Origin of the sequence: Nocardioides sp., from assembly GCF_029937575.1 — a bacterium.
In the GTDB taxonomy this organism is placed as follows: domain Bacteria; phylum Actinomycetota; class Actinomycetes; order Propionibacteriales; family Nocardioidaceae; genus Nocardioides.
Genome location: NZ_JAPYPS010000030.1, coordinates 19,957 through 41,923 on the forward strand (window position 1 = coordinate 19,957; position 21,967 = coordinate 41,923).

General features: G+C 72.1%; 17 protein-coding genes. 6 read left to right on the plus strand and 11 right to left on the minus strand.

Annotated features, from left to right (window positions below; all coding sequences use genetic code 11):
* Positions 1–74: 74 nt before the first annotated feature.
* Positions 75–1,010, minus strand: coding sequence for a 1,4-dihydroxy-2-naphthoyl-CoA synthase (locus tag Q1K33_RS11865; protein WP_300404160.1), 936 nt, complete (start codon positions 1,008–1,010; stop codon positions 75–77).
* Between the two features lie 66 nt (positions 1,011–1,076).
* Here Q1K33_RS11865 and Q1K33_RS11870 point away from each other — a divergent pair, with 66 nt between their 5' ends.
* On the plus strand, positions 1,077–1,514 hold the full coding sequence (locus Q1K33_RS11870; RefSeq protein WP_300404162.1) for a nitroreductase family deazaflavin-dependent oxidoreductase: 438 nt from the start codon (positions 1,077–1,079) through the stop codon (positions 1,512–1,514).
* 52 nt (positions 1,515–1,566) lie between these two features.
* Positions 1,567–3,048 carry an alpha/beta hydrolase gene (locus Q1K33_RS11875; RefSeq protein ID WP_300404164.1) on the plus strand — a complete coding sequence of 494 codons (1,482 nt, stop codon included), beginning with the start codon at positions 1,567–1,569 and terminating at the stop codon, positions 3,046–3,048.
* Between the two features lie 102 nt (positions 3,049–3,150).
* Here Q1K33_RS11875 and Q1K33_RS11880 read toward each other — a convergent pair whose 3' ends face one another.
* Genes Q1K33_RS11880 through recC form a run of 4 tightly spaced genes read right to left on the minus strand, consistent with a single transcriptional unit; the run spans position 3,151 to position 12,427 of the window.
* On the minus strand, positions 3,151–3,765 hold the full coding sequence (locus Q1K33_RS11880) for an ACT domain-containing protein (protein WP_300404167.1): 615 nt from the start codon (positions 3,763–3,765) through the stop codon (positions 3,151–3,153).
* A 45-nt stretch (positions 3,766–3,810) separates the two neighbouring features.
* Positions 3,811–5,631 (minus strand): exodeoxyribonuclease V subunit alpha, encoded by a 1,821-nt coding sequence (gene recD / locus Q1K33_RS11885; protein WP_300404169.1) that lies wholly within the window; start codon positions 5,629–5,631, stop codon positions 3,811–3,813.
* Positions 5,628–9,050 (minus strand): UvrD-helicase domain-containing protein, encoded by a 3,423-nt coding sequence (locus tag Q1K33_RS11890; protein WP_300404171.1) that lies wholly within the window; start codon positions 9,048–9,050, stop codon positions 5,628–5,630. The genes recD and Q1K33_RS11890 overlap by 4 nt, the downstream gene beginning before the upstream one ends.
* A 35-nt stretch (positions 9,051–9,085) precedes the next feature.
* Entirely contained in the window at positions 9,086–12,427 is a 3,342-nt protein-coding gene (gene recC, locus Q1K33_RS11895) for an exodeoxyribonuclease V subunit gamma (RefSeq protein WP_300404174.1), read from the minus strand.
* Positions 12,428–12,539: 112 nt separating this feature from the next.
* On the opposite strand from recC, the gene Q1K33_RS11900 reads away from it, so the two are divergent.
* On the plus strand, positions 12,540–12,887 hold the full coding sequence (locus tag Q1K33_RS11900) for a DoxX family protein (protein ID WP_300404177.1): 348 nt from the start codon (positions 12,540–12,542) through the stop codon (positions 12,885–12,887).
* A 12-nt stretch (positions 12,888–12,899) separates the two neighbouring features.
* On the opposite strand, the gene Q1K33_RS11905 is transcribed toward Q1K33_RS11900, so the two are convergent.
* From Q1K33_RS11905 to Q1K33_RS11915, 3 genes are read right to left on the minus strand one after another with little or no spacing between them, the layout of a single operon-like run.
* On the minus strand, positions 12,900–13,382 hold the full coding sequence (locus Q1K33_RS11905; RefSeq protein ID WP_300404179.1) for a PGPGW domain-containing protein: 483 nt from the start codon (positions 13,380–13,382) through the stop codon (positions 12,900–12,902).
* Positions 13,379–13,876, minus strand: a complete 498-nt coding sequence (locus tag Q1K33_RS11910) for a PGPGW domain-containing protein (protein ID WP_300404181.1) — start codon at positions 13,874–13,876, stop codon at positions 13,379–13,381. Before Q1K33_RS11910 ends, Q1K33_RS11905 begins: the two co-directional genes overlap by 4 nt.
* A 57-nt stretch (positions 13,877–13,933) precedes the next feature.
* Positions 13,934–14,428, minus strand: a complete 495-nt coding sequence (locus tag Q1K33_RS11915; RefSeq protein WP_300404183.1) for a nuclear transport factor 2 family protein — start codon at positions 14,426–14,428, stop codon at positions 13,934–13,936.
* A 155-nt stretch (positions 14,429–14,583) separates the two neighbouring features.
* Here Q1K33_RS11915 and Q1K33_RS11920 point away from each other — a divergent pair, with 155 nt between their 5' ends.
* Positions 14,584–15,501, plus strand: coding sequence for a sulfite exporter TauE/SafE family protein (locus tag Q1K33_RS11920; protein ID WP_300404185.1), 918 nt, complete (start codon positions 14,584–14,586; stop codon positions 15,499–15,501).
* A 29-nt stretch (positions 15,502–15,530) separates the two neighbouring features.
* Here the strand turns inward: Q1K33_RS11920 and Q1K33_RS11925 are convergent, their stop codons facing one another.
* The 3 genes from Q1K33_RS11925 to Q1K33_RS11935 all read right to left on the minus strand — a co-directional run bounded on the left by Q1K33_RS11925 (position 15,531) and on the right by Q1K33_RS11935 (position 19,586).
* On the minus strand, positions 15,531–16,496 hold the full coding sequence (locus Q1K33_RS11925; protein ID WP_300404187.1) for an SGNH hydrolase domain-containing protein: 966 nt from the start codon (positions 16,494–16,496) through the stop codon (positions 15,531–15,533).
* Between the two features lie 85 nt (positions 16,497–16,581).
* A complete protein-coding gene (locus Q1K33_RS11930) occupies positions 16,582–17,367 on the minus strand; it encodes a lytic murein transglycosylase (RefSeq protein WP_300404189.1) in 786 nt (261 codons plus the stop codon).
* The gene (locus tag Q1K33_RS11935; protein ID WP_300404191.1) at positions 17,364–19,586 is read right to left on the minus strand and encodes an acyltransferase family protein; all 2,223 of its coding nucleotides are present in this window, start codon (positions 19,584–19,586) and stop codon (positions 17,364–17,366) included. The genes Q1K33_RS11930 and Q1K33_RS11935 overlap by 4 nt, the downstream gene beginning before the upstream one ends.
* A gap of 202 nt (positions 19,587–19,788) precedes the next feature.
* On the opposite strand from Q1K33_RS11935, the gene Q1K33_RS11940 reads away from it, so the two are divergent.
* Entirely contained in the window at positions 19,789–21,384 is a 1,596-nt protein-coding gene (locus tag Q1K33_RS11940) for an adenylate/guanylate cyclase domain-containing protein (protein ID WP_300404193.1), read from the plus strand.
* A complete protein-coding gene (locus Q1K33_RS11945) occupies positions 21,377–21,778 on the plus strand; it encodes a limonene-1,2-epoxide hydrolase family protein (protein WP_300404195.1) in 402 nt (133 codons plus the stop codon). Before Q1K33_RS11940 ends, Q1K33_RS11945 begins: the two co-directional genes overlap by 8 nt.
* The last annotated feature ends 189 nt before the right edge of the window (positions 21,779–21,967 follow it).

Genomic DNA, 21,967 nt, shown 5'->3' on the forward strand with positions numbered 1-21,967 from the left:
CGACCGAAGCTCTTGCCACATCTCTGCCACACTTCAACCACCAACAGGCCTCTGAACTGCGCAAACCGCCCAACTCAGTAGTACCAGGGGAACGGAGACCAGTCCGGCTCCCGCTTCTCGAGGAACTGGTCGCGCCCCTCGGCCGCCTCGTCGGTCATGTAGGCCAGGCGGGTCGTCTCGCCGGCGAAGATCTGCTGGCCGACGAGGCCGTCGTCGATGGCGTTGAACGAGTACTTCAGCATCCGCTGTGCGGTGGGCGACTTGCCGTTGATCTTGCGTCCCCAGTCGAGGGCGGTCGCCTCGAGCTCGGCGTGGGCGACCGAGCGGTTGACGGTGCCCATCCGGACGCCGTCGTCGGCGGAGTACTCGTCGCCGAGGAAGAAGATCTCGCGGGCGAACTTCTGGCCGACCTGACGGGCGAGGTACGCCGAGCCGAAGCCGCCGTCGAAGGAGCCGACGTCGGCGTCGGTCTGCTTGAAGCGCGCCTCCTCGGTGCTGGCCAGGGTCAGGTCGCACACGACGTGGAGGCTGTGGCCGCCACCGGCGGTCCAGCCGGGCACCACGCAGATCACGATCTTCGGCATGAAGCGGATCAGCCGCTGGCACTCGAGGATGTGCAGCCGCCCCAGCTTGGCCGCGTCGATGGGGTTCGGGGGCGCCCCGGCGTCGTCGTGCCCGGCGGTCTCGTACTGGTAGCCGGCGCGTCCGCGGATCCGCTGGTCGCCCCCCGTGCAGAACGCCCACTTGCCGTTCTTGGCACTGGGCCCGTTGCCGGTGAGGATCACGCAGCCGACGTCGGCGGAGACGCGGGCGTGCTCGAGGGTGCGCAGCAGCTCGTCGACGGTGTGCGGGCGGAACGCGTTGAGCACGTCGGGCCGGTCGAAGGCGATCCGGACCGTCCCGTGCTCCCTCGCGCGGTGGTAGGTGAGGTCGGTGAGGTCCTCGAACCCGGGCACGACGTCCCAGGCGGCAACGTCGAATGTCTCGGAAACGCCCTCGATAGCACTCATGGTCGCTGAGGCTACTGGCCGCCGGCCCGGCGGAATCTCCGGCACCACCCGGGCGTTGGGCTCGGCATGACACTTGAAGGCGAGTACGAGCCCAGCCCCAGCGAATGGGTCCGCGACCAGGTCGCGCTCTACGAGCGCACCGGCGGCGCGGAGGGCAACACCATGCGCGACGTGCCGATCGTCGTGTTCACCTCCCGTGGCGCCAAGTCCGGCAAGCTCCGCAAGACGCCCCTGATGCGCGTCGAGCACGACGGCGTCTACGCCGCGGTCGCCTCGCAGGGCGGCGCCCCGGAGCACCCGTCGTGGTACCACAACTTCGTGACCGACCCCCGGGTCGACGTCCAGGACGGGCCCGAGCCGGGCGAGTACGTCGCCCGCGAGGTCACCGGTCAGGAGCGCTCCGACTGGTGGGCCCGCGCCACCGCCGTGTGGCCCGACTACGACGACTACCAGGCCAAGACCGACCGGCAGATCCCGGTCTTCGTCCTCGAGCCCCTCACCTGAGCCAGCCGTGAGACGACCGTCACCTTCTGCCGGTGACGGTCGTTGGAGGGTCATGCGACTGCGACCCGCCCTGTGTCTGTCCGCGCTGCTGACGGCGGCGCTGATCGCGCCCCACGCTCCCGCCTCGGCTGAGGGGCCCACGCCGAGCGACCCGGCGTACACGATCCGCGACACCCGCAACATCGCCGACGCCTACGGTCGGATCACCGGACCCGGCGGCCAGCTGCAGAACCCGGCGTACCTCACCGCCCTGTCGACCGAGGTCCCGGCGACGAGCCTGGCGCAGCTGCTGACCCAGGTCGCCAGTCCGACGCGCCTGGCCCTGACCGCCGGGCAGCTCTTCCCCGGCTGGAACGTCGGCAACCCGCTGCGCGCCGACTGGAAGGGCACGCGGGGGCGGATGCGCCCGGTCGCCTTCACCAACAGGTACGGCGCCCTGCTGCGCGGTCACGTCTACGCGCCGCTGAGGGGCGCCAAGGATCCCTACACCGGCAAGCGACTGCGCGGCCCGTACCCCGGCGTCGTGCTCACCGAGGGCTCGATCCAGGGTTCCGAGGGCATGTACGAGTGGCTCGCCCAGGACCTCGCCGAGCGCGGGTACGTCGTGCTGACGTACGACGTGCAGGGACAGGGCACCAGCGAGACGCTGCCGCACGAGGGTCCGGTCAACGCGCTGCCCTTCTGCAACCCCTTCGCGGAGCCGAACGCCGACGAGATGCTCGGCTGCCCCGGGGTCCCGTCGCAGCAGCTGGGCAACTTCGTCGTCGGCACCGAGGACGCGCTGGGCTTCTTCACCTCCACCCCGAAGCGGCGCCACCGGGGCGTCGAGACGGGTCAGTCCGATGCCTTCAACCCGTACTGGAAGCTCTTCGACCGCTCCCGCGACCGCCGTACGGCGACGCCTGGCCGCACCAAGCGGATCGCGATCATCGGGCACTCGCTGGGCGCCGCTGCGGTCTCGAAGGTGCAGGGCACCGACAAGCGCGTCGCCGCCGTCGTCGCGCTGGACAAGCTGGCCGGTGCTGCCTCGACCGGGCCGATCGAGGGCACCGGCAACAAGCCGGTCGTGCCCGCACTCGCCGTGCAGTCGGAGTACGGCTTCACGGTCAGCCCGTGGTTCCTCAGCGGCGGCTCGTCGCTGGTGCCCGAGCCCTCCCCCGACGGGCCGGACCCGATGCGTGAGCGGGCGAGCGGCTTCGAGTCGTGGCGCGCGGCGGGCGTCGACTCGCTGCTCGTCGTACCTCGCGCCTCCACCCACCTGGAGTACACCGACATCCCGCTGGTGCTGCCGGCCAGCCGCTACGGCCAGGGCATGACCAGCGTCTACGTGCAGCGCTGGCTGGACCGGTACCTCAAGCACCGCGGGAGCTCGAAGCGGTTGCTGGCAAAGCGGTTCCGCTACCTCGAGCCCACCGGCGGCGGTGAGTGGTCGCCCGTACGCCTCCAGCGTGATCCGTTGCTGAGCTTCTACTACTGCTCGGCGTACTCGCTGGGGAAGCGGAGCGACCTGGACATCACCGGCGTCGGGTGCTGAGGCGCGGGGATCCCGGGCATGTTACTGACCGCTGTGACTACTACCTGACCCTTACAACCGCTGGGCAGTAGTCACAGCGGTCAGTAACATCACCCGCCGGGCCTACTGGCGGCTGATGGACGCCGCCAGGCCGGCGAGGTGGCCGAGGCGGGCGATCTCGGAGTCGAGGAAGTCCGGGCCGCCGCGGCGGGCCACGATGACGATCTCGTTGCCGTCGATCTGGGCGCCGGCGAAGAGGGTGTCGGTGTCGTCGGAGCCCTCGGGGGCATCCAGGCGGCAGGGGCGCTCGATCTCCACGAACTCCAGGTCGGCGGGGGCCGCGCCGGTCGCTACGAGCACGCCGTTGGAGCGGTGGATCCGGGCCGCCCAGTCGACGCGGAAGGTCGCGGGCAGCAGGTCGATCAACCGGTCGAGCGCCTGGGCGGGCGCGGAGGTGAGCTCCTCGACGGCCTCGAGGTCGAGGACCAGACCACCGGAGGCGTAGCGGCTGATCCACACGACGCGTACGCCGTCCAGCGCGTTGCAGGCCGACACGATGGTGTCGGGCATGATCCCGGGCACCGTGTCCAGCATGACGTCGTCGAGCGCGGTGCCGTCGAGACGCTTCTCGACGATCTCGATCGCCTCGATGTCCCCGCCGGCCTCACCGATCGCCGACGCCAGGCGTCCCAGCGAACCGGGGACGTCGGGCAGCTCGACGCGCAGCAGGAAAGGCACCCGCCGAGGCTATCGCTTCTTGATTGCCGCCTGGTTTCACGTCTCTCAAGGCGGATCTGCCACGCTCCGAGCACCTCGGAGACGCTCCACGAGCCCCGTCGCCCGCTGGGCCGGCGTGGTCACGGCGGAGCGTACGGCGGCCTCCGAGCCCACCACGGTCACGTGCCGCTGGGCCCGGGTGACGGCGGTGTAGAAGAGCTCCCGCGTGAGCAGGCGCGAGTCGGCCTCGGGCAGCAGCACGGTGATCCGCTCGGCCTGGCTGCCCTGGCTCTTGTGGATCGTCATCGCGTGCATGGTCTCGACCGCGTCGAGACGACCCGGAGCGAAGTCGCGCAGCCGCTCGGAGCCGGAGATCCAGGCGCGGAGCCGGCCGTCGGGCAGCCGGACGGCCGCACCGGTCTCGCCGTTGTAGATCTCCAGGGTGTGGTCGTTGGAGGTCACCAGCAGCGGGCGACCGACGTACCACTCGCCGTAGACGGGCTGACCGGTCTCCTCCGTGACCCAGCGCTCGACCTGCCGGTTCCAGTGTCGTACGCCGTGGGGCCCCTCCCGGTGGGCACAGAGCAGGCGGTGCCGGTCCAGCGCGGCCACGGCGGCCGCCGGATCTCCCGCCTCCGCGGCGGTACGCACCGCCAGGGCCGAGGCCACCGCCTCGGAGCGCAGAGCGGGGCCGGGGTCGGTCGTCTCGACGAAGTCGACCTCGTCGCTGGGCGCCCGCAGCCGCTCCAGCACCGCGTCGGCGTCCCCGATGCGCAGCGCCTCGGACAGCTCGAGGATGTCGCGGGTGGAGCGGAAGTTGGTGGTGAGAGAGACGACGGGACTGCCCTGTCCCGACGCACCGGCAAAGCCCTCGAAGCCCTCGAAGCCCGCCACGATGTCGGACAGGACTGCGCCCGCACCGACCGACGTGAGCTGGCGCGGGTCACCCACGAGCACCAGCCGGGAGGTCGGCCGGACCGCCTCGAGAAGCCGGCCCATCATCGTCAGCTCGACCATCGAGGTCTCGTCGACCACGACCACGTCGTACTTCATCCGGTTGGACCGGTCGTGCCGGAAGCGGGTCTGGTTGTCGAAGCGCCAACCGAGCAGGCGGTGCAGCGTCATCGCCTCGGGCTTCCCGACACGATCGCGGTCGGCCGGGTCGAGCCCCGCCAGCTCGCCGATGACGGCCTCCTGGAGCCGGGTCGCCGCCTTGCCGGTGGGGGCCGCGAGGGCGACGGAGAGCCGCTCCCCTCGCGCGTGGGCCTGGTCGGCCAGGAGCACCAGCATCCGGGCGACCGTCGTGGTCTTGCCGGTGCCGGGCCCGCCGGTGAGCACGGTCGTGGACTGACGCACCGTCTGGACCACGGCGTCGCGCTGCTCGTCGCTGAGGTGGGCGTCGCTGATCCGCGGCAGCGCGGCGGCGAGCGCCGCCTCGTCCACGACAGGAGCCTCGGCGCGGACCCGGGCGAGCAGGTCGGCGCAGACCTGGGTCTCGAGGCGGTGGTAGCGGTCGAGGTAGACCAGGTCGCCCTCGAGACGCAGCACCCCTGCCTCCACCAGGGCCGAGCCGGCGATCTCGCGCGCCCAGACCTCGGGCTCCGGCCAGGCCGGGCCGGGGGCCAGCGCCGCGACCGTCGTCAGGTCGACGCAGACCGAGCCGGCGCGCACGGCCCGGACCGCCAGGGCGACCGCAAGCACCACCGAGGCGTCCCGTGCGGCGTCGAGACCTCCCAGGTCACCCAGCCGCGAGGCGACGTGCACGTCGGAGGCCTCGAGGACCCCGGCCAGGTTGAAGTCGTGCACGAGGCCGGCGCCCGCGGCTCCGGCCGCGCCCAGCGCCAGGCGTCGGTCGAAGTCGCCGACCGGCTCGAAGATCTCGGTCATGCCGGGAGCCTCCCGTCGAGGAGGTCGGAGAGGTCGTCGAGCAGGGCCACCGGCGGGCGCCAGGTGAAGACCCCGCACGGCTCGCCGTCGACCCGTGGCGTGGACGGACCGCACATCCCGCGCAGGTAGAGGTAGACGACGCCCCCCAGGTGGCGCTCGGGGTCGTAGCCGGGCTGGCGCCAGCGCAGGAACCGGTGCAGCACCGCCGCGTAGAGCAGGGCCTGGAGCGGGTAGTCGCTGTGCTCCATGGCCGCGTCGAGGGCTGCGGGCCGGTAGGCGTGGGCGGTGAGCGGTTCGTCGCGCGGGCCCAGCCAGTTGGTCTTGTAGTCGACGATCACGTAGCGCGGTGCGGCGCGGTCGCCGAGGCGCAGCACCACGTCGACCGAGCCCGTGAGGTAGCCCCGCAGCGGCTGACCGCCCAGGGCCGGCACCTCGAGAGCCTCCGCGTAGCCGCGCACCGGGTCACCCTCGTCGAGATGGCGGCGCAGCAGGGGGGCGAGGTCGCCGAGGAGCACTCCGGCACCGTCGGCGGCGAGGTCACCGCCGGAGAGGGGCAGCTCGAAGTCGAGCTCGCGCAGCCGGTCGCGCAAGGGGACGGTCCGCAGCGTCGCCTCCCCGTCGGCTGCCTGCCCGTTCGCTGCCTGCCCGTCCGCAGCCCCGTCGGCAGTCGCTGTGGCGGGACCGAGCGGCGAGTCGCAGACGGCGACCAACGCGTCGGCCAGCACGTCGCGGTCGACGTCCACCGGCCACCAGACCAGCTGCTCGTCGATGTGGTCGAGCAGCTCGCCGCGGAAGTCGGACGCCTCGGGGTCGGCGTGCTCGAGGACGGCGTGCACCAGCGAGCCGAAGGTCGCGCCCACGGGCAGACCCGCCATCGGCGAGGGCATCGCGAGCGCGGAGCCCCCGGCTGGCTCGTCCTCGGGCGCCGCCACCGGCACGTCGGAGTCGGGCTCGTCCTCCTTGGCGCTCATCTCCGGCTCGCTCGTCGCCACGAGGCCGCCGGGGCCTGCCCCGGGAGCGACCTCGACATGCGTGAGGGCGGAGTACGACGTGCGCCGCCACGTCGTGTCGACCGAGCGCGAGAAACGTCGTACGTCGAGCGGACCCACCACCGGCAGGTCCGGGTCAGGACCCAGCGGCGCGTGCAGTGCGGCCTCGGGTGAGGGACCGCCGCGTGCCGCCCAGGACGAGAAGAGCGGCACGACCTCGTCGTCGGAGGGCACCGCCGGTCCCGACGGCACGACCGCCGACCCCTGCTCGCGCAGGAGCAGACGATGGAGTGGCGAAGCCACGGCGTTCTTCGTCGGTGCCCACCAGCACACGACCTGGGACTGGGCGCGGGTGATCGCCACGTAGAGCAGTCGCAGCCACTCGCCGGCCTCCTCCTCGGCCCAGCGACGGACGCTCTCGCCCCAGCCCGATCCGTCCGACCCTCCGACGTCGAGGCACCGCACCCCCTCGGCGTCGTGGAAGAGCGGGCGCGTCGGCTTGGGCACGAACCGGTCGCTGAGGGAGGGCAGGTAGACGACCGGGTACTCCAGGCCCTTGCTGGCGTGGATCGTCACGAGCTGCACGGCCGCGGCGTCGGAGTCGAGGCGACGGGTGCGCTCGGTGCCGCGCCCGTCGCGACCCTCGCGCACCTGGTCGCGCAGCCAGGCCAGCAGCGCCACCAGCCCGAGGTGCTCGGTCTGGGTCACCTCGTGCAGGGCCTCTCCGATGTGGCGCAGGTCCGTCAGCCGCCGCTCACCGCCGACCTCGCGCAGCACGCGTGCGGGCAGACCACCGGCCGAAGCTGCCTCCAGGACGGCCGCGACCCCGCGACGGGAGACCAGCTCGGCCCAGTGCCGCAGGGTCTCGGCGACCTCGTCGGTCAGCGCGTCGCCCCGCTCGTCGATCTCCCTCGCCGTGTGGCCCAGGAAGCAGGTCAGCGCAGCCGCCCGCACTCGAGCGCTGCGGTGGGGCTGCTCGAGGCCCTCGAGCAGGGTGAGCCACTCGACGGCGCCCGCCGTGGCGAAGACGCTGCCACCGCCGGCGATCACCGCCGGGACCCCGACCTCGAGGAGCGCCTCCTGCGAGGCCTGCAGATCCGCGTGCCGGTAGCAGATCACCGCGACGTCGCGGGGCTCCAGCGGCTCCCCGTCGAAGGTCGCGCCCGAGGCCAGCAGTCGTCGTACGTCGAGCGCCAGGTCGCGCGCGACGTGGGGTCGCACCTGCCCGACCGTCAGCGACGTGCCCGGTCTCTTGCCGAAGGAGTCGCGTCGTACGGCGCGCAGGCGCAGCGGCGCTGCCGCCGGCGCCCCGACCAGCCGGGACGCGTCGTGGTGGGCACTGACCTCGTGCACGACGATCCGGTCGTCCCCCAGCTCAGCCCCGACCAACAGCTCCTGGAAGGCGTCGAGCAGACCCTGGTCGCTGCGCCAGTTGACCGCCAGCGTCTGGTGGGTGCCGGCGGTGGCCGCCGCCTCCAGGTAGGTCGTCACGTCACCACCGCGGAAGGCGTAGATGGCCTGCTTGGGATCGCCGATCAGCACCATGGTGGCGGCCCCGCTGAAGGCCCGGTCGAGGACCTGCCACTGCACCGGGTCGGTGTCCTGGAACTCGTCGACCAGGACGATGCTCCAGCGCTGCCGCATCCGGCTGCGGGCCGGGGAGTCGTCCGGGGCCAGCGCGTCGGCGAGCTGCTGGAGCAGGTCGTCGTAGGACAGGATCCCCAGGCGTCGCTTGCGGACCTCGAGCTCGCGGCGGACCTGGGCTGCGAAGCCGACCCGGCGGCCGGCGGTGCTGCCCCGGTCGTCGTCGGCCGGCTTCAGGCGGGCCTGGGGATCGTTGACGACTGCCCGGGCGATCGCCAACGCCTCGGCGTGGTCGAAGAGCGGCGGGTCGGGGGCGTAGGCGAAGGCGCGCAGGTAGAGGTCGTCGACGACCTCGCGCACCAGGTCGTCGAGGTTCTCCACGAGCCGGGCCCGCGCATCGGTGTCGCCGGCCACACCGAGAGAGCCGAGCACCATCGAGCAGAACTGGTGCGTCGTGGCGATGGTCGCGGCATCGAAGCCGGCCAGCGCGGCGCTCACCCGGGCGTGGCGGCGTCCACGCTCGGCTTCGTCGCAGTCGAGCAGCAGGCTCAGCAGATCGGAGCCGTCCGCGCTGACCGTCGGGTCGCCGCCCAGCACGCACTCGGCCTCGACCAGCTGGGCGCGCACCCGCTCGCGCAGCTCCTGGCTGGCGGCCCGACCGAAGGTCACCACGAGCATCTGGTCGAGCTCCGCGAGCCCCTCGGCGACGTAGCGGGTCACCAGAGCTCCGATCGTCCAGGTCTTGCCGGTGCCGGCGCTGGCCTCGAGCAGCGTCGTGCTGCCGGGCGCCGGCAGGGCGTCACGGATGTCGAAGGCGTCGGCCGACGTGCGGCGGGTGCCGTTCACGGCCTCACCACTCACGGGTCGGCTCACAGACTCGCTCACAGGGGCCCGACCTTCTCCGCGATGGTGAGGATCGGCTCCCAGACCCGCCATGCGTACGACGCGAGCCCGGCGTCGAGCAGCACCTCGAGCGGCGCGTCGTCGCCGTACGCCCTGCGGTGGTAGGCGTCGGCGTCCTCGCCCTCGATGCCGAACTGGTTGTGGGGGTCGGTCACCCACGCCCGACGGGCGAGGTGCTCGGGCGAGACGTCGTCGCCCATCAGCTCACGGACGTGGCCCTCGGCCCAGGCTGCCGCGGTGGCGATGGGGATCGGGAGCGGAGCGCGCAGACCGAGGTCGCGCAGCTCGACGAGCTCGCGCAACCAGTCGACCGCACGGTGGTCGAGTGGGCCGGCCAGGGCTCGCTTGGGTCCGGCCCGGTCCTTGCCGACGGCGTGGGCGGTGTAGCTCTCGTCGGGACGCGCCGCGCTCAGCGCGAGCAGGTTGATCCACGAGGTCAGTCGCTGGCGGGGCTTGAGTCGGGAGTAGCTGACGTCGACGAGCTTGGGTCCGAAGATGCCGCTGACGGTGCCGGAGAGGCGTCGGCCGCCGCCCAGGTCGACGTCCACGTCGACGCTGCGCGAGGATCCGGCCCGCAGCTCGGCCGTGCGGTTGATCAGCTTCTGCGCCTCGTCGGCCACGTTGCGCAGGGCGAGCCCGGCCAGCTGGCCCGGCGGCAGCGTGCCGCGGAGCTGCTCGGCCAGCATCACCGCGGTCGCGTCCTGGCCCGCGAGCAGCTCGCGCAGGAGCCGGTCGCCGACACCCCACACCTCGAGGCTGTCCAGCTCGACGGGGATCGCGTCGCTGAGCGCGTCGGGCGCGAGTGGCGTGGACACGTCGAGCCGTTGCCGCAGGAACGACCGGGCCGGGTGGCTGAAGAACGCCGTCAGGTCAGCGAGGTTGACGTCACCGCGCGGCGCCTCGGCCAGTGGCTCGTCCAGCAGGCGCGGTGGGGTGACCCGCTCGGCCACCGCGGCGCGGGCACCGGCGAGGGCGTCCACGTCGAAGCTGAACGGACGGGCCTCACCCCCGGCCAGCAGGCCGCCCGGGGTGAGGTTCTTCGGGTCGTGGGGCTGCAGGGGGTGATGGACCAGGATGGTGTCGCGAACCGGGTCCGCCATGGTGCGGTCGGCGGCGTCGAGGATCTCCCCCAGCGGTACGGCGGGGGGCCGCGGCGCCCCGGAGTGCTCGTTGGCGCCGGTGTAGGTGATCACGACCGTCTCGCCGGCGGCCAGCAGCGCGTCGAGCAGGAGCTGACGGTCCTCGCTGCGTGCGTCGCGCTCGCCGGTGAAGGGGCGGCGCGCCAGGACGTCGTCGCCGTCCACGACGGTGGTGCGCGGGAAGACGCCGTCGTCGAGTCCGACCAGGCAGACCACGCGGTGCGGCACCGAGCGCATCGGCACCATCGTGCAGACCGTGAGGGTGCCGGTGCGGAAGTTGGCCCGGGTCGGACGGCCGCCGAGCCGGGAGGCGAGCAGGGCGCGGACGTCGGCGAGGCGTAGCGGCACGCCGGCCGAGCCGGAGGAGGAGTCGGCGGCGCGGGAGAGCTCTCGCTCGAGCTGCGGCACCTGCCAGGCGGACTCGTCGTCCACGTCGGTCAGGCTGCGGGTGCCGAGGCTCAGGGCCTGCATCCACGCGGCGACGTCCGCCGCAGCCGTGAGGTCGTCCAGGCACCGGCCCAGGCGGTCGAGCAGCTCGGCCAGTCGACCGGCGAGGTCGATGTCGTTGCTGCCGACGTCGTCGACGGGCAGGCCGCGTCCGAGGTGGCGGTGGTCGTCCGCGCTCATCGCGACCCCGAGCAGGATCCGGTCGAGCCCGGCCCGCCAGGTGTTGTGCTCGAAACCGCTCATCTCGTAGCGCGCTCGCTGCGCGGCGTCCAGGCCCCACCGGATGCCGGCCTGCCCGACCCAGGTGGCGATCCGGTCGAGGTCGTCGTCACTGAAGCCGAACCTCAGCCGCACCGCCGAGTGGGCCGCCAGGTCGAGGACGTCGGAGGCGGTGACCCGGCCACCCGCCAGCTCGACCAGCGACGCGGCGACGGCCAGGAGCGGGTTGGTGCTGGTCAGGGCGCGGTCAGCGAGACGGACCCGCAACCGGTGCGCCGGATGGCCTCCGCCGTCGGCGTCCTCCACGACGTCGGCGAGGCCGAAGCCGGCCGAGATGAGCGGGGCGAAGGTCTCGATGTCGGGACACATCACCAGGATGTCCCGCGGCTGCAGGGTCGGGTCGTCGGCGAGCAGACCGACCAGCACCTCGCGCAGCACGTCGACCTGCCGAGCCGGTCCGTGGCAGGCGTGGACCTGGAGGCTGCGATCGGCCGGGTCGTGGGCCCGGGCGGCCCGCTCCTCGGCCGAGGGCGCGTGATTGCCGCGGAGGTCGTGCTGGAGATGGCCGAGCAGCGTGCGCGAAGCGGCATCGTGGCTGGGGAGCGCCTCGTCCTGTGCCGGGACCGTCAGGGTGCGGCGCAGCTCCCGGGTGTCACGCCCGAGGGAGGCCAGGAGCGGATGGCCCACCCTGCCTGCGGAGTCGTCGACGTCGCGCGCCACCACGCCGCCGGCATCGGCCAGGTCGTCCCACAGCTGCGGTGATGGCTGCGGCAGCCACAGGTGCACGTCGCGGGTCGTCGCCAACGCCTGGAGCAACGCCACCTCGGTCGCGGGGAGCCGGGTGTGGCCGAACAGCGACAGCCGGTCAGGAAGGTCGAGCCCGTCGCCGCCCGACTCCAGGAGCGACAGCGTCCGCTGCCAACGCTCGTCAGGCGCCTCGACGTCGACCCGCTCGAGCAGGCGGCGCCACAGCTCGGGCTGCCACCTGAGGTCGTCGGCCAGCTCGCCCCCCGCACCGTCGCTCGGGCGCCCCTCGCGCCAGTCGGTGACCAGCTGGGGCCGCTGGACGGCGTACGACGCGAAGAGGCCGGCCAGCCGACGCGCCACCGAGTAGCGCCGGTCGCGGCGCATCGCCCGGTGCTCCCCGTCGAGTCCGTGACCGAGGTGGCGCGCCAGGTCGGCGCACCAGGGCTCGTCGAGGGAGTCGTCGATCGTGGCGAGCAGCGGCCAGACGAGACGATCGGGATCCCACACGTCGTCGCGCTCACGGCCGAGCAGCAACGAGACGAGGGAGTGCGGGTTGAGGAAGCGGACCCCGGCGCAGACCCCGTCGGCCCGACCCGGCCCGACGCCCAGGCGGTGGGAGAGCCGCTGGGTGAGCCACCGCTCGATGCCCTTCGCCGGGACCACCACGACCTCTTCGGCGAACGGATCCTCCAGCGGGCGCGCCAACAGCTCGCCGAGCGCGTCGGCCAACAGGTCCGTGCGCGGCGCACGATGGAGGTGGAGGGTCATCGCGACGACCCTAGACGGAGCCGCCGACGGTCGCCGCGACCCGACGACCCCTACCCCGTCCTCGCCGGGTCCTCGTGCCCGCACGGGGTCGAGGGGGTGCGATGATCGAGGCATGGAGACCCTCGCCATCATCCTCAGCGCGGCCTTCGCCGCGGTCATGCTGATCTCGGCCTCCGGCAAGGTCACCAAGATGGAGCCGGTCGTGGCCAACCTCTCCAAGGTGGGCGTGACCTCCGGCATGTTCCCGGTCCTGGCATCGATCCAGGTCGTGGGGGCCGTCGGTCTGGTCGTCGGCATCTGGGTGCCCGCGATCGGCGTGGCCGCCGCCATCGGCTTCGTCCTCTACTTCGTGGGCGCCTGCCTCTATCACGTGCGTGCCGACGACACAGCGGGAGCGGCCGTGCCCGCGGGGCTCGCGGTCGTCGCTGCGGTCGTCGCCGTCGTGCGTGCGATCGCCTGACCCGGGCCCCCCTCAGAGCTCGTCGAACTCCCGGTCCGCGTCCTCGATCTGACCCTCCAGGGCCGCCACCGCGTCGGGCTTGCCGTGGAAGCGGCGGTAGGAGTAGACGATGAGGGCGGCAGCGATGAGGCCGGAGGCGATCTGGGTGACCGCTGTCGCAGTCCCACCCGGCAGCCAGAGCGTCCCGCCCAACGGCCACCAGTCGGGCTCGGCGGGCGAGGCGATCCACAGGGCACCGGCGGCGAAGAGGAGCAGCACGCCGGTCACGGAGATGGCGATGCGCGGCACCGTCTCGACGCTCTCGGCGGCACCCTTGAGGGCGCGGTACTTGATCGGGTCGAGCCGACGCTCGGCCCACTCGTACTGCTGGGACAGGATCGCCAGCGCGCCGAAGATCATCAGCAGCCCGGGCCCGGGCAACGCCAGGGCCGCGATGCCCGCGACGAGCAGCGTCCAGCCGACGACCTCGAACCCGACCCTCTTCACGACCTTCATGGGCCGAGCATCCCAGAGTCCGACAACTTCTCGCCGGCCTTCTCCGGGGAGACGCCGGTCAGCCGACGCCGGTGGCCGCGGCGCACGCGGCGGTAGGTGTCGAGGACGAGAGCCAGGGTCACCAGGCCGGAGAGGATCTGGCTGACGCCGGCCCACCACCCTCCTGGCAGCCACGTCCAGGACGGCAGCAGCCACCAGGCAGGCTCCGGCGGCGCCCACAGCCAGACCAGGCCGGAGGCGGCCAGGGCGAGCGATCCCGCGACGGACCACGCCGCGCGCCACGGGGTGGAGACGCCGTGCCGGGCCCCCTCGACAGCGCGGTCCTTGAGGCGGTCGACCCAGCGAGCCGCCCAGGTGTACCGCTCGGCGAGCAGGGCCAGTCCGACCACCATCACGAGCAGTCCCGGACCGGGCAGCGGGAACAGCACGATGCCCACGGCCGTCAGCACCCAGCCGAGCGTGGCGATCGTCCACCCGCGCAGCCGTGCCGACATGCCGCGAGCCTGCACGGACCGGGCGACGCCGAGGTGAACGCTCCTCGACCGGCAGGTTCAGCCGCCGTACGTCGCCAGGTAGGCCCGGCCCTCGTCGTCCAGGCGCCCGTGCTCCTGGGCCACCCGCGCCCAGCGCACCGACATCGTCATGAAGCGCATCGGGTTGTAGACGTCCTCCTCGCGGGAGAAGAGTCCGTCTCCGGCGTAGGTCATGATCGTCATGTTGGACTGCTCGAGCGCCGACCCGTCTCCCGGATCGGGCATCAGGTTGCGCACCTCGCAGATCAGCCGCGACGACGCCTCGTCCACCACCTGCCAGGCCAACGGGAACCCGGTCATCACCGAGCCGGGGAACGAGGTCATCGTCGACACCGACCACTCACGGATCGCCTCGCGACCGCGGAACGTGCCGAACGCGTGCTCGACGTACGTCGCGTCCTCGGTGAAGTTGAGCGCGAAGTCGCTCCAGTCTCCGGTGTCGACATAGCCCTGCACCCGGGCGTGCAGCGCGGCGTACGCCTCGGTGATCTCGGCGGCGGTGAAGGACGTCACGACTGACATCCAACCAGGCTTCGACGCGCCCGTGGCGCGGAGGCGCCGACGTCGCCACGCCGACGTGTCGTCCGGGTCATTGTCATTTAAGTTAGTAGACATTAGTGTCTCGCCTTACTTACTAGCGACACACTTCCCAGAGAGGCACCACCCTCATGCGCAAGCTCCTCGTGCTCGGCTTCGTCGGGCTCCTGGCCCAGCTCATCGACGGCTCCCTCGGCATGGCGTACGGCGTCACGTCGTCGACCCTGCTCATCGCCGCCGGCGTCGCCCCGGCGGCCTCCTCGGCGGCCGTCCACTTCTCCGAGATCGGGACGTCGTTGGTCTCCGGGTTCTCCCACCACAAGCTGGGCAACGTCGACTGGCGCACCGTGAGCATCCTGGCGCTGCCCGGCTTCGTCGGAGCGTTCGCCGGCGCGACCCTGCTCGCCAACCTCGACGGCGACCTGGCCAAGCCGTGGGTGGCCGGGATCCTGCTGGCTCTCGGCGTGTACGTCGTGTGGCGCTTCCTCGTGCTGGGTGGGCGGCGCCCGGTCTTCAAGAGCCGCCCGTCGGTCCGGATGCTCGCGCCGATGGGCCTCTTCGGCGGCGCCCTGGACGCCGTCGGCGGCGGCGGGTGGGGACCGGTCGGCACCACGACGCTGCTGTCGTCGGGTCGGCTCGAGCCTCGCAAGGTCGTCGGCTCGATCGACACCTCGGAGTTCGTCGTCGCGATCGGCGGGTCCCTGGGCTTCCTGCTCGCGCTCAGCAGCCAGGACATCCCGTGGAGCTACGCGCTGGCGCTGCTCGCCGGCGGCGTGATCGCCGCACCCGTGGCCGCCTGGCTCGTCAGGAAGCTCGCCGCCCGGGTGCTCGGTGTGGCTGCCGGCGGACTGATCATCGTGACCAACTCCAAGACCCTGGCCGAGGCCTTCGGTGCGAGCGGTGCCCAGGTCGGCGCGATCGCCGGCCTCCTCGCCGTCCTGTGGATCGCGGGCATCGTCTGGGCCGTGCGGATGGAGCGGATCAGCCGCGCTCGCGAGCGCGACCTCGTCGCTACGTCCGGTGACTCCGAGGCCGTCGTACCGGTGTAGGTCTGGTCAGCGTTGCCGATCCCGGCCGATCAGCACAGGATCGGGATCGGCAGCGTGCAGCCGGGCTCGCCGTCAGGCTCACCGGGGCGCGACGCGTCGGCGTCCTTGATCGTCGGCTTGAGGTAGCCGCGCACCTTGCGCGACATCGAGGCGCTGATGTGCAGGTCGTCCCACCACGTGTGGGTCTTGCCGACCTTGCCGTGGCACACCTTGCCCTCGCAGAAGTAGGGGTTCACGTTGATCAGGCGGGCGTCCGAGGCGAGCGGCGCCATCGTCTTCTTGAGGTAGCGCTTGGTCCCGACCGAGTCGGCCAGGGCCTTCTTGCGCGCCACGTTGCAGGAGTACGGCGAGTTGCCCTTGCTGCAGCGCTTCCTCTTGTCGGGCACCGTCGCGACCTGGCCGACCACGTCGACCTCGGCGCCCATCGAGGCCAGGGTCTGCATCAGGCGCGGAGTGGCCTTGCGGCTGGCACGGGCCATCTGGCCGGTGTAGGTCTGGTCCTTGTCCTTGATCGCCTGGCGGTAGCGCTGCCAGCTGGCCGCGAGCAGCACCCGGTGGCCCTGCTCGGCGCCGAGGACGCCGCTGAGGTAGTCCAGGGCGAGATCGTTCGACTGGTAGCACTTCGGGGCGGCCTGCCCGGGCGTGAGCTGGTTGTCCATCGGCGGGCAGCCGCCCATCACGATGGCCACCAGGTTGACGTCCGTCTTGCCGGCGGCCCGCTTCAGGCCCGGGATCATCTGCCAGGCGTGGGAGTCGCCCCAGAGCAGCACCGTGGGGCGCTGCTCCTTGAAGGCGGTGAGCCGGCACACGGTGGGGTCCTGTGGGATCAGGTCCGCGCGAGCGACACAGGATCGCGGCATCTTGGCATGGTCGTTCTTCGGCTTGACGGCGTCGGCCGGGGAGACCGAGAAGGCGACCAGGAGCGACGAGAGCAGGGCGAGGACCACGGCGGGGAGCAGGGTGGACCCGAGCGGGGGGAGGGAGCGCTGGTTCATGGTGGCCCCATGGTCGCATCCGATCGTCGGATCGTGCAGTCGAAGGAGGCGATCTTCTGGACTTCTCAGGAGCCTCGCGAGGCCGTCAGCGGGTCCGGTCGGCGTACGCCGTCGCAGCGACGTGGACGGCGTCGAGATAGCTCCGCGCGTTGTTGTAGCTCAGGATCCCGGCCGTCCAGCCGGCCGGGGTGGTGAGGTCGCGCTCGCCCGCGCACAGGTACCGCGCGGCGGCGTACGCCGCGTCGTCGAGGTCGTTGGGATCCGAGAGGCCGTCACCGTCACCGTCGGACTGCCAGGTGACCCACGTGGACGAGATGAACTGCATCGGGCCGAACGCGTGGTCCCAGACCTTGTCGCCGTGCCAGCGACGCGACTCCCGCGTGGCGGGGATCGCCATCACGTTGCCCACGCCGTTCAGTGCCGGGCCGAGGATCGGCTCCGACGAGCGGCCGTCCAGGAGCAGGACCCGGCCTCCCAGGAGCCCGTGCTGCGACTCGACCCACCCGATCCCGGCCAGCGTCGTCCACCCCAGCCCGCACCCGCGTGGCGCCATCAGCTCGGCGCGGGCGTAGGCGCGCAACGCCGTGACCGGAACCCCGCTGGCGGTCGAGGTCTGCTCGAGCCACGTCTCGTCGATCACCGGTACGCCGGTGGCGGCATCGCCCCCGGAGGCGGCCTCGGGCTCCGACTGCACCGCCGGCGCCGCGGGCACCGCCGACGGCGGCTGCCCCGGTTGCCCTGCCGCCGCCGGCGTCAGGTCCATCGTGGCCGGGCGGGAGTAGAGCGTCTGCTGGAGCAGGTAGGCCAGCCCGGACAGGGCGACGAGAGCGACCGTGAAGGCAACGGCCGCGCGCAGGGGGCGAGCGGTCACGGTGCGGCGCTGACCGCCGGCGTCACGTCGCTGGCCACCGGGGTGGAGTCCTTGGGGCGGGCCTGCTCGCCCGACTCGAACTGGTCGATCAGGCCTCGGATGCTCGGAGTGAAGTACGACTTGAGCTGGCGCGACAGCGCGGCGCTGATGTGGTTGTCGTCGAAGAAGTTCACGACACCGTCGGCCTCGGCGTAGCACGTGTCCTCGTCGCACAGCGACGGCGTGACGTCGATGAAGCGGGAGTTCTCGGTGAAGCCGCTCATCTGCTCGCGCAGCCAGCTCACCGTGGCGGCCTCGCCCTCGATCGCGAGGTCGCGGTCGACGTCGCAGGAGAAGGGCCGGGCCCGTGCCTCGCAGAGCGGGGCGTTGCGCGGGATGAACGGGGTCGGTCCGACCACGTCGATGTCGGCGTTGATCAGCGACAGCTCCTCGAAGAGGCGCGGCGCCCCGTCCTCGAACAGCTCCGAGATGCGCTCGATGTAGGCGTCGTTGCCACCGTCGGGCCGCTCGTCGAACTCGACGACCTCGTCCGGGCTGTGCCGGTACGTCGGCCAGCTGGCGCTCGTGATGACCCGGATGGGCGGCTTCTTCCGGCCGCTGCGCTTGGTGACGAACTTGAGCGCGAGCTCGTTGTTGCGCGCGCAGGCGAGCCGGACGTCCTCGGGAGCCTTGAGCGGGGGGCAGGCACCCATCACGAAGGCGACCAGGTTGACGTCCTTGTCGGCTGCAGCCGCCTCGATCGCGGGGATCAGCATCCAGGCGTGCGAGTCGCCCCACAGCACCACCGTGGGCCGCTCCTCGTCGAAGGGCACCAGGTCGCAGCGGTTGGGCTTGTCGGGGATGAACGAGCTCTCGCCGAGGCACTCCGAGGGCATCTCCGGCACGTCGTTGAGCTGCTGGGCGACGGTCTCCCACCGCGGTGTGGTGGCCTGGTCGTTGGCGAGCGCCAGGGCGCCGGTCGAGAGCGAGGCGACCGTCGACATGGCCACGACGCCGCTGATGATCACGCGACGCGAGCCCCAGGTCTTCGACTTCGTCACCGCCCCGGAGCGCTTGTAGAAGAGCCCCTCGATGTAGCGGTAGCTCAGGTAGGCCAGCAGCAGCCCGAGCATGACGAGGGCGATCCGCGCCCACAGGGGCGGCGGCGCGAGGTTGAGGGACTCACCGAGCACCAGCAACGGCCAGTGCCAGAGGTACCAGCCGTAGGAGACCAGGCCGAGGCCGACGAGGAGCTTGGTCGACAGCAGCCGGGTCACGGCCGTGGGCCCGCCGACACCGGCCCAGACGAGCAGGGCAGCAGCCACGCAGGGCAGCAGCGCCCAGTAGCTGGGGTAGCCGTCGACCGGCATCGGCTTCCACAGCACGAAGGCGATGATCGCGGCGCCCGCGAGGCCCATCACCTCTCGCAGGTCCTCTGCGGGTCTGACCTTGCGCACGATCAGCGCCAGGGCGACGCCGAGCAGGAACTCGAAGGCGCGGGTGATCGGAAGGTAGTAGGCGGCGTCCGGGTTGCTGCTGGCCCAGGTGATGGCCAGCCACAGCGATGCCCCCGCGAGCGCGACGCTGGTCACCAGCAGCGACGCGACGGTGGGCACGCGCAGCACCCGCGCGAGCACGAAGGCCAGGATGATCGCGAGCGGGAGAGCGAGGTAGAACTGCTCCTCGACCGAGAGCGACCAGGTGTGCAGCAGGACACCGGTGCCGGGCTCGAGCCCGAAGTAGTCGATGTCGTCCTGCTGCCAGAAGAAGAAGTTGGACACGAAGCCGGCGGCCGCAGCGGCGGACTTGGCCGTCTGCTGCTGCGACCCGGTCGGCGTCGCGACGAGGTAGCTGAGGATCAGCACCCCGATCAGCATGGTGGCCTTGGCGGGGATCAGCCGGCGCGCGCGGCGCGCGTAGAAGGCACCCCACTTGATGCCGCCCGTGCGCTGGTACTCGTGCATCAGCAGCCCGGTGATGACGTACCCGGAGACGACGAAGAACAGGTCGAGGCCGATGTAGGCGCCCTCGAACCCCGGCACGTGAGCGTGGAAGCCCATCACCATGATCGCGGCGGCGCCGCGGATGCCGTCGATGTCGGGCCGGTACTCCGAGCGGGTCCGACCCTTCTTCTCGTTCTTGTCCGGAGTCGACTCGGCCGTCTGGGGAGACCGAGGGCCCTGGGGGGAGGCGCCATCGGTCGTCGAACCACTGCGCGCGGGCAGGGTGAACGACGCCACGGGTGCACCTCCTCGGGGGTCGGGTCGGCCAACGTGTAGACGCGGTGATGCCCCAGGTCGCATGAGGCGTCACCACAGTATGCGGCGTCCCCCTCGTTCGGCGTGAGCCAACGTGTCTATTGATACGCCGGGCAGCGCTCGAGCCACGTCTCGCGCCACCGCGCCGCGCCCCGACGGCGCCCGCACGCCGTACTCTTCGGCCGTGGACACCAGGCGCGGCGACAGCACCGCTGCGGAGCGTTCGCGGCGCCGTACGCCGTTCGGCTCGCGCCTCCTCGGCCCCGCCGACCAGAGTCCACGTGCCCTGCGGATCCGGGTCCAGCTGATGCTGACCTGGCTGCTGATCTCGACCAACGTCATCGGCGCGGTCGTCGTGTTCGTCATCTCCAGCTTCGTGGTGCCGGCCCCGGCAGCCACCCGCGGCACCGTGGTCTCGCTGGCCATCGCCGTCCCCGTCTACGTCGTCGCCGCCGTCGTGATCGGCGCCTGGGTCGGTACGGCGACCACGCTGCGGGCGCTGCGGTGGGCCACCGAGGACCGAGCACCCACGGACGACGACCGGACTCGCACCCTGCGCGCACCCCAGCGCCTCACGGCCCTGCAGGGGCTGCTCTGGGGTGGCGCCGTGGTGCTGTTCACCGTGCTCGCGCTCGCCATCCAGCCCAGCCGAGCGGTGACCACCGCGCTGACCGTCGGGATCGCCGGTGCCGTGGTCAGCTCGGTGGCCTACCTGCTGACGCAGTTCACCCTGCGCCCCATCGCTGCCCGTGCGCTCGCCCAGGTGCCGCTGATCAGCCGCCCGCGGGGCGCCGGGGTGGGCGACCGGATGGTGATCTTCTGGGGGCTCGGCACCGCGATGCCGCTGGTCGGGCTGATGATCGCCGCGATCGTGGCGCTCGCCGGTGACGAGACATCTCTGACGCGGCTCGCGGTCGTCGTGCTGGTGCTCTGCAGCGTGGTGCTGCTCTTCGGGCTCTTCATCACCGTGCTCAACGCCCGATCGGTGGTGGCGCCCGTCGTCTCGGTGCGTGACGCGCTCCTGGCCGTCGAGCGCGGCGACCTCGACCACACCGTGCCGGTCTACGACGGCACCGAGCTCGGACAGCTCCAGTCCGGCTTCAACCAGATGGTCGCGGGCCTGCGCGAGCGCGAGCACCTGCGCGACCTGTTCGGGCGGCACGTCGGCCAGGACGTCGCGCGTGCTGCCGCGGAGATGCCCGGCGGCGGCGTCGAGCTGGGCGGTCAGACCCGGGAGGCATCGGTGCTCTTCGTCGACCTCGTCGGGTCCACGACGTACGCCGCCCAGCACAGCGCCGAGGAAGTCGTCGCCGTGCTCAACCGGTTCTTCGGCGTGGTCGTGGACGAGGTGGACCGCCACGGAGGCCTGGTGAACAAGTTCATCGGGGACGCCGTGCTGGCCGTCTTCGGGGCCCCGGTCGAGCACGACGACCATGCCGGGGCAGCGCTCGGCGCAGCTCGGGCGATGGCACGGCGGCTGGCCGAGGAGGTGCCCGAGGTGGGTGCCGGCATCGGGGTCTCGACCGGGGAGGTCGTGGCCGGCAACGTCGGGCACGCCAGCCGCTTCGAGTACACCGTGATCGGCGACGCCGTGAACTCCGCCGCACGCCTGACCGACCTCGCCAAGGACGTCCCCGGTCGCGTACTGGTGGCGCGCGCGAGCGTCGACCGTGCGCTCGGCGAGGAGCCGTCGCACTGGCGCACGGACGGCGAGCTCACCCTGCGCGGACGGGCCACTCCCACACCGGTCTCGATCCTCGTAGGCTCCGACCATGACTGATGCCGGGACCGTCGTCCGCTCCTGCCTCGACGCCCTGGAGGCCGGGGACTCGGCCACGGCGCTGGCGCTTCTCGACCCCGACGTGGAGTGGCGCAACTCCGGCCTCCCCACGCTTCGGGGACGACGAGCCCACCGCGCTCTGCTGGACATGGCCAGGCGTGGGATCGGCTTCGAGGTGCGCTTCCACCACCTGGCCGTCGACGGGCAGGTGGTGCTCACCGACCGCACCGACGTCCTGACCTACCGACGCTTTCGGATGGAGTTCTGGGTCTGCGGCACCTTCGAGGTCCGCGAAGGCCGGATCGTCGTGTGGGACGACCACTTCAGCATGACGAACTTCGTCGGCGCCTCGGTGCGGGGGTTGGTGCGGGCGGCGCTGCTGGGGCGCGCGTAGTCGACCGGGTCTCGCCTTCGGGGTGGGTGTGGCGCCCGCGCTCCTCGTCTCATCCTGCTCTTCGGGGTTGGTGTGGCGCCCGCGCGCGTAGTCGACCGGGTCTCGCCGTCAAGGATCGCCTGCGGCGCCCGCTTCGCGGTGCCTGCGGCATCCGTTGACAGCGAGCCTCTCCCGGTCGACTGTTCGACG

What these genes read in the sequence shown, in the direction of transcription:
- Q1K33_RS11870 (WP_300404162.1), top strand. Translation starts at nt 1,077, where the DNA reads ATGACACTTGAAGGCGAGTACGAGCCCAGCCCCAGCGAATGGGTCCGC.
- Q1K33_RS11925 (WP_300404187.1), bottom strand. Translation starts at nt 16,496, where the DNA reads ATGAACCAGCGCTCCCTCCCCCCGCTCGGGTCCACCCTGCTCCCCGCC.
- recC (WP_300404174.1), bottom strand. Translation starts at nt 12,427, where the DNA reads ATGACCCTCCACCTCCATCGTGCGCCGCGCACGGACCTGTTGGCCGAC.
- Q1K33_RS11900 (WP_300404177.1), top strand. Translation starts at nt 12,540, where the DNA reads ATGGAGACCCTCGCCATCATCCTCAGCGCGGCCTTCGCCGCGGTCATG.
- Q1K33_RS11945 (WP_300404195.1), top strand. Translation starts at nt 21,377, where the DNA reads ATGACTGATGCCGGGACCGTCGTCCGCTCCTGCCTCGACGCCCTGGAG.
- Q1K33_RS11910 (WP_300404181.1), bottom strand. Translation starts at nt 13,876, where the DNA reads ATGTCGGCACGGCTGCGCGGGTGGACGATCGCCACGCTCGGCTGGGTG.
- Q1K33_RS11920 (WP_300404185.1), top strand. Translation starts at nt 14,584, where the DNA reads ATGCGCAAGCTCCTCGTGCTCGGCTTCGTCGGGCTCCTGGCCCAGCTC.
- Q1K33_RS11905 (WP_300404179.1), bottom strand. Translation starts at nt 13,382, where the DNA reads ATGAAGGTCGTGAAGAGGGTCGGGTTCGAGGTCGTCGGCTGGACGCTG.
- Q1K33_RS11865 (WP_300404160.1), bottom strand. Translation starts at nt 1,010, where the DNA reads ATGAGTGCTATCGAGGGCGTTTCCGAGACATTCGACGTTGCCGCCTGG.
- recD (WP_300404169.1), bottom strand. Translation starts at nt 5,631, where the DNA reads ATGACCGAGATCTTCGAGCCGGTCGGCGACTTCGACCGACGCCTGGCG.
- Q1K33_RS11875 (WP_300404164.1), top strand. Translation starts at nt 1,567, where the DNA reads ATGCGACTGCGACCCGCCCTGTGTCTGTCCGCGCTGCTGACGGCGGCG.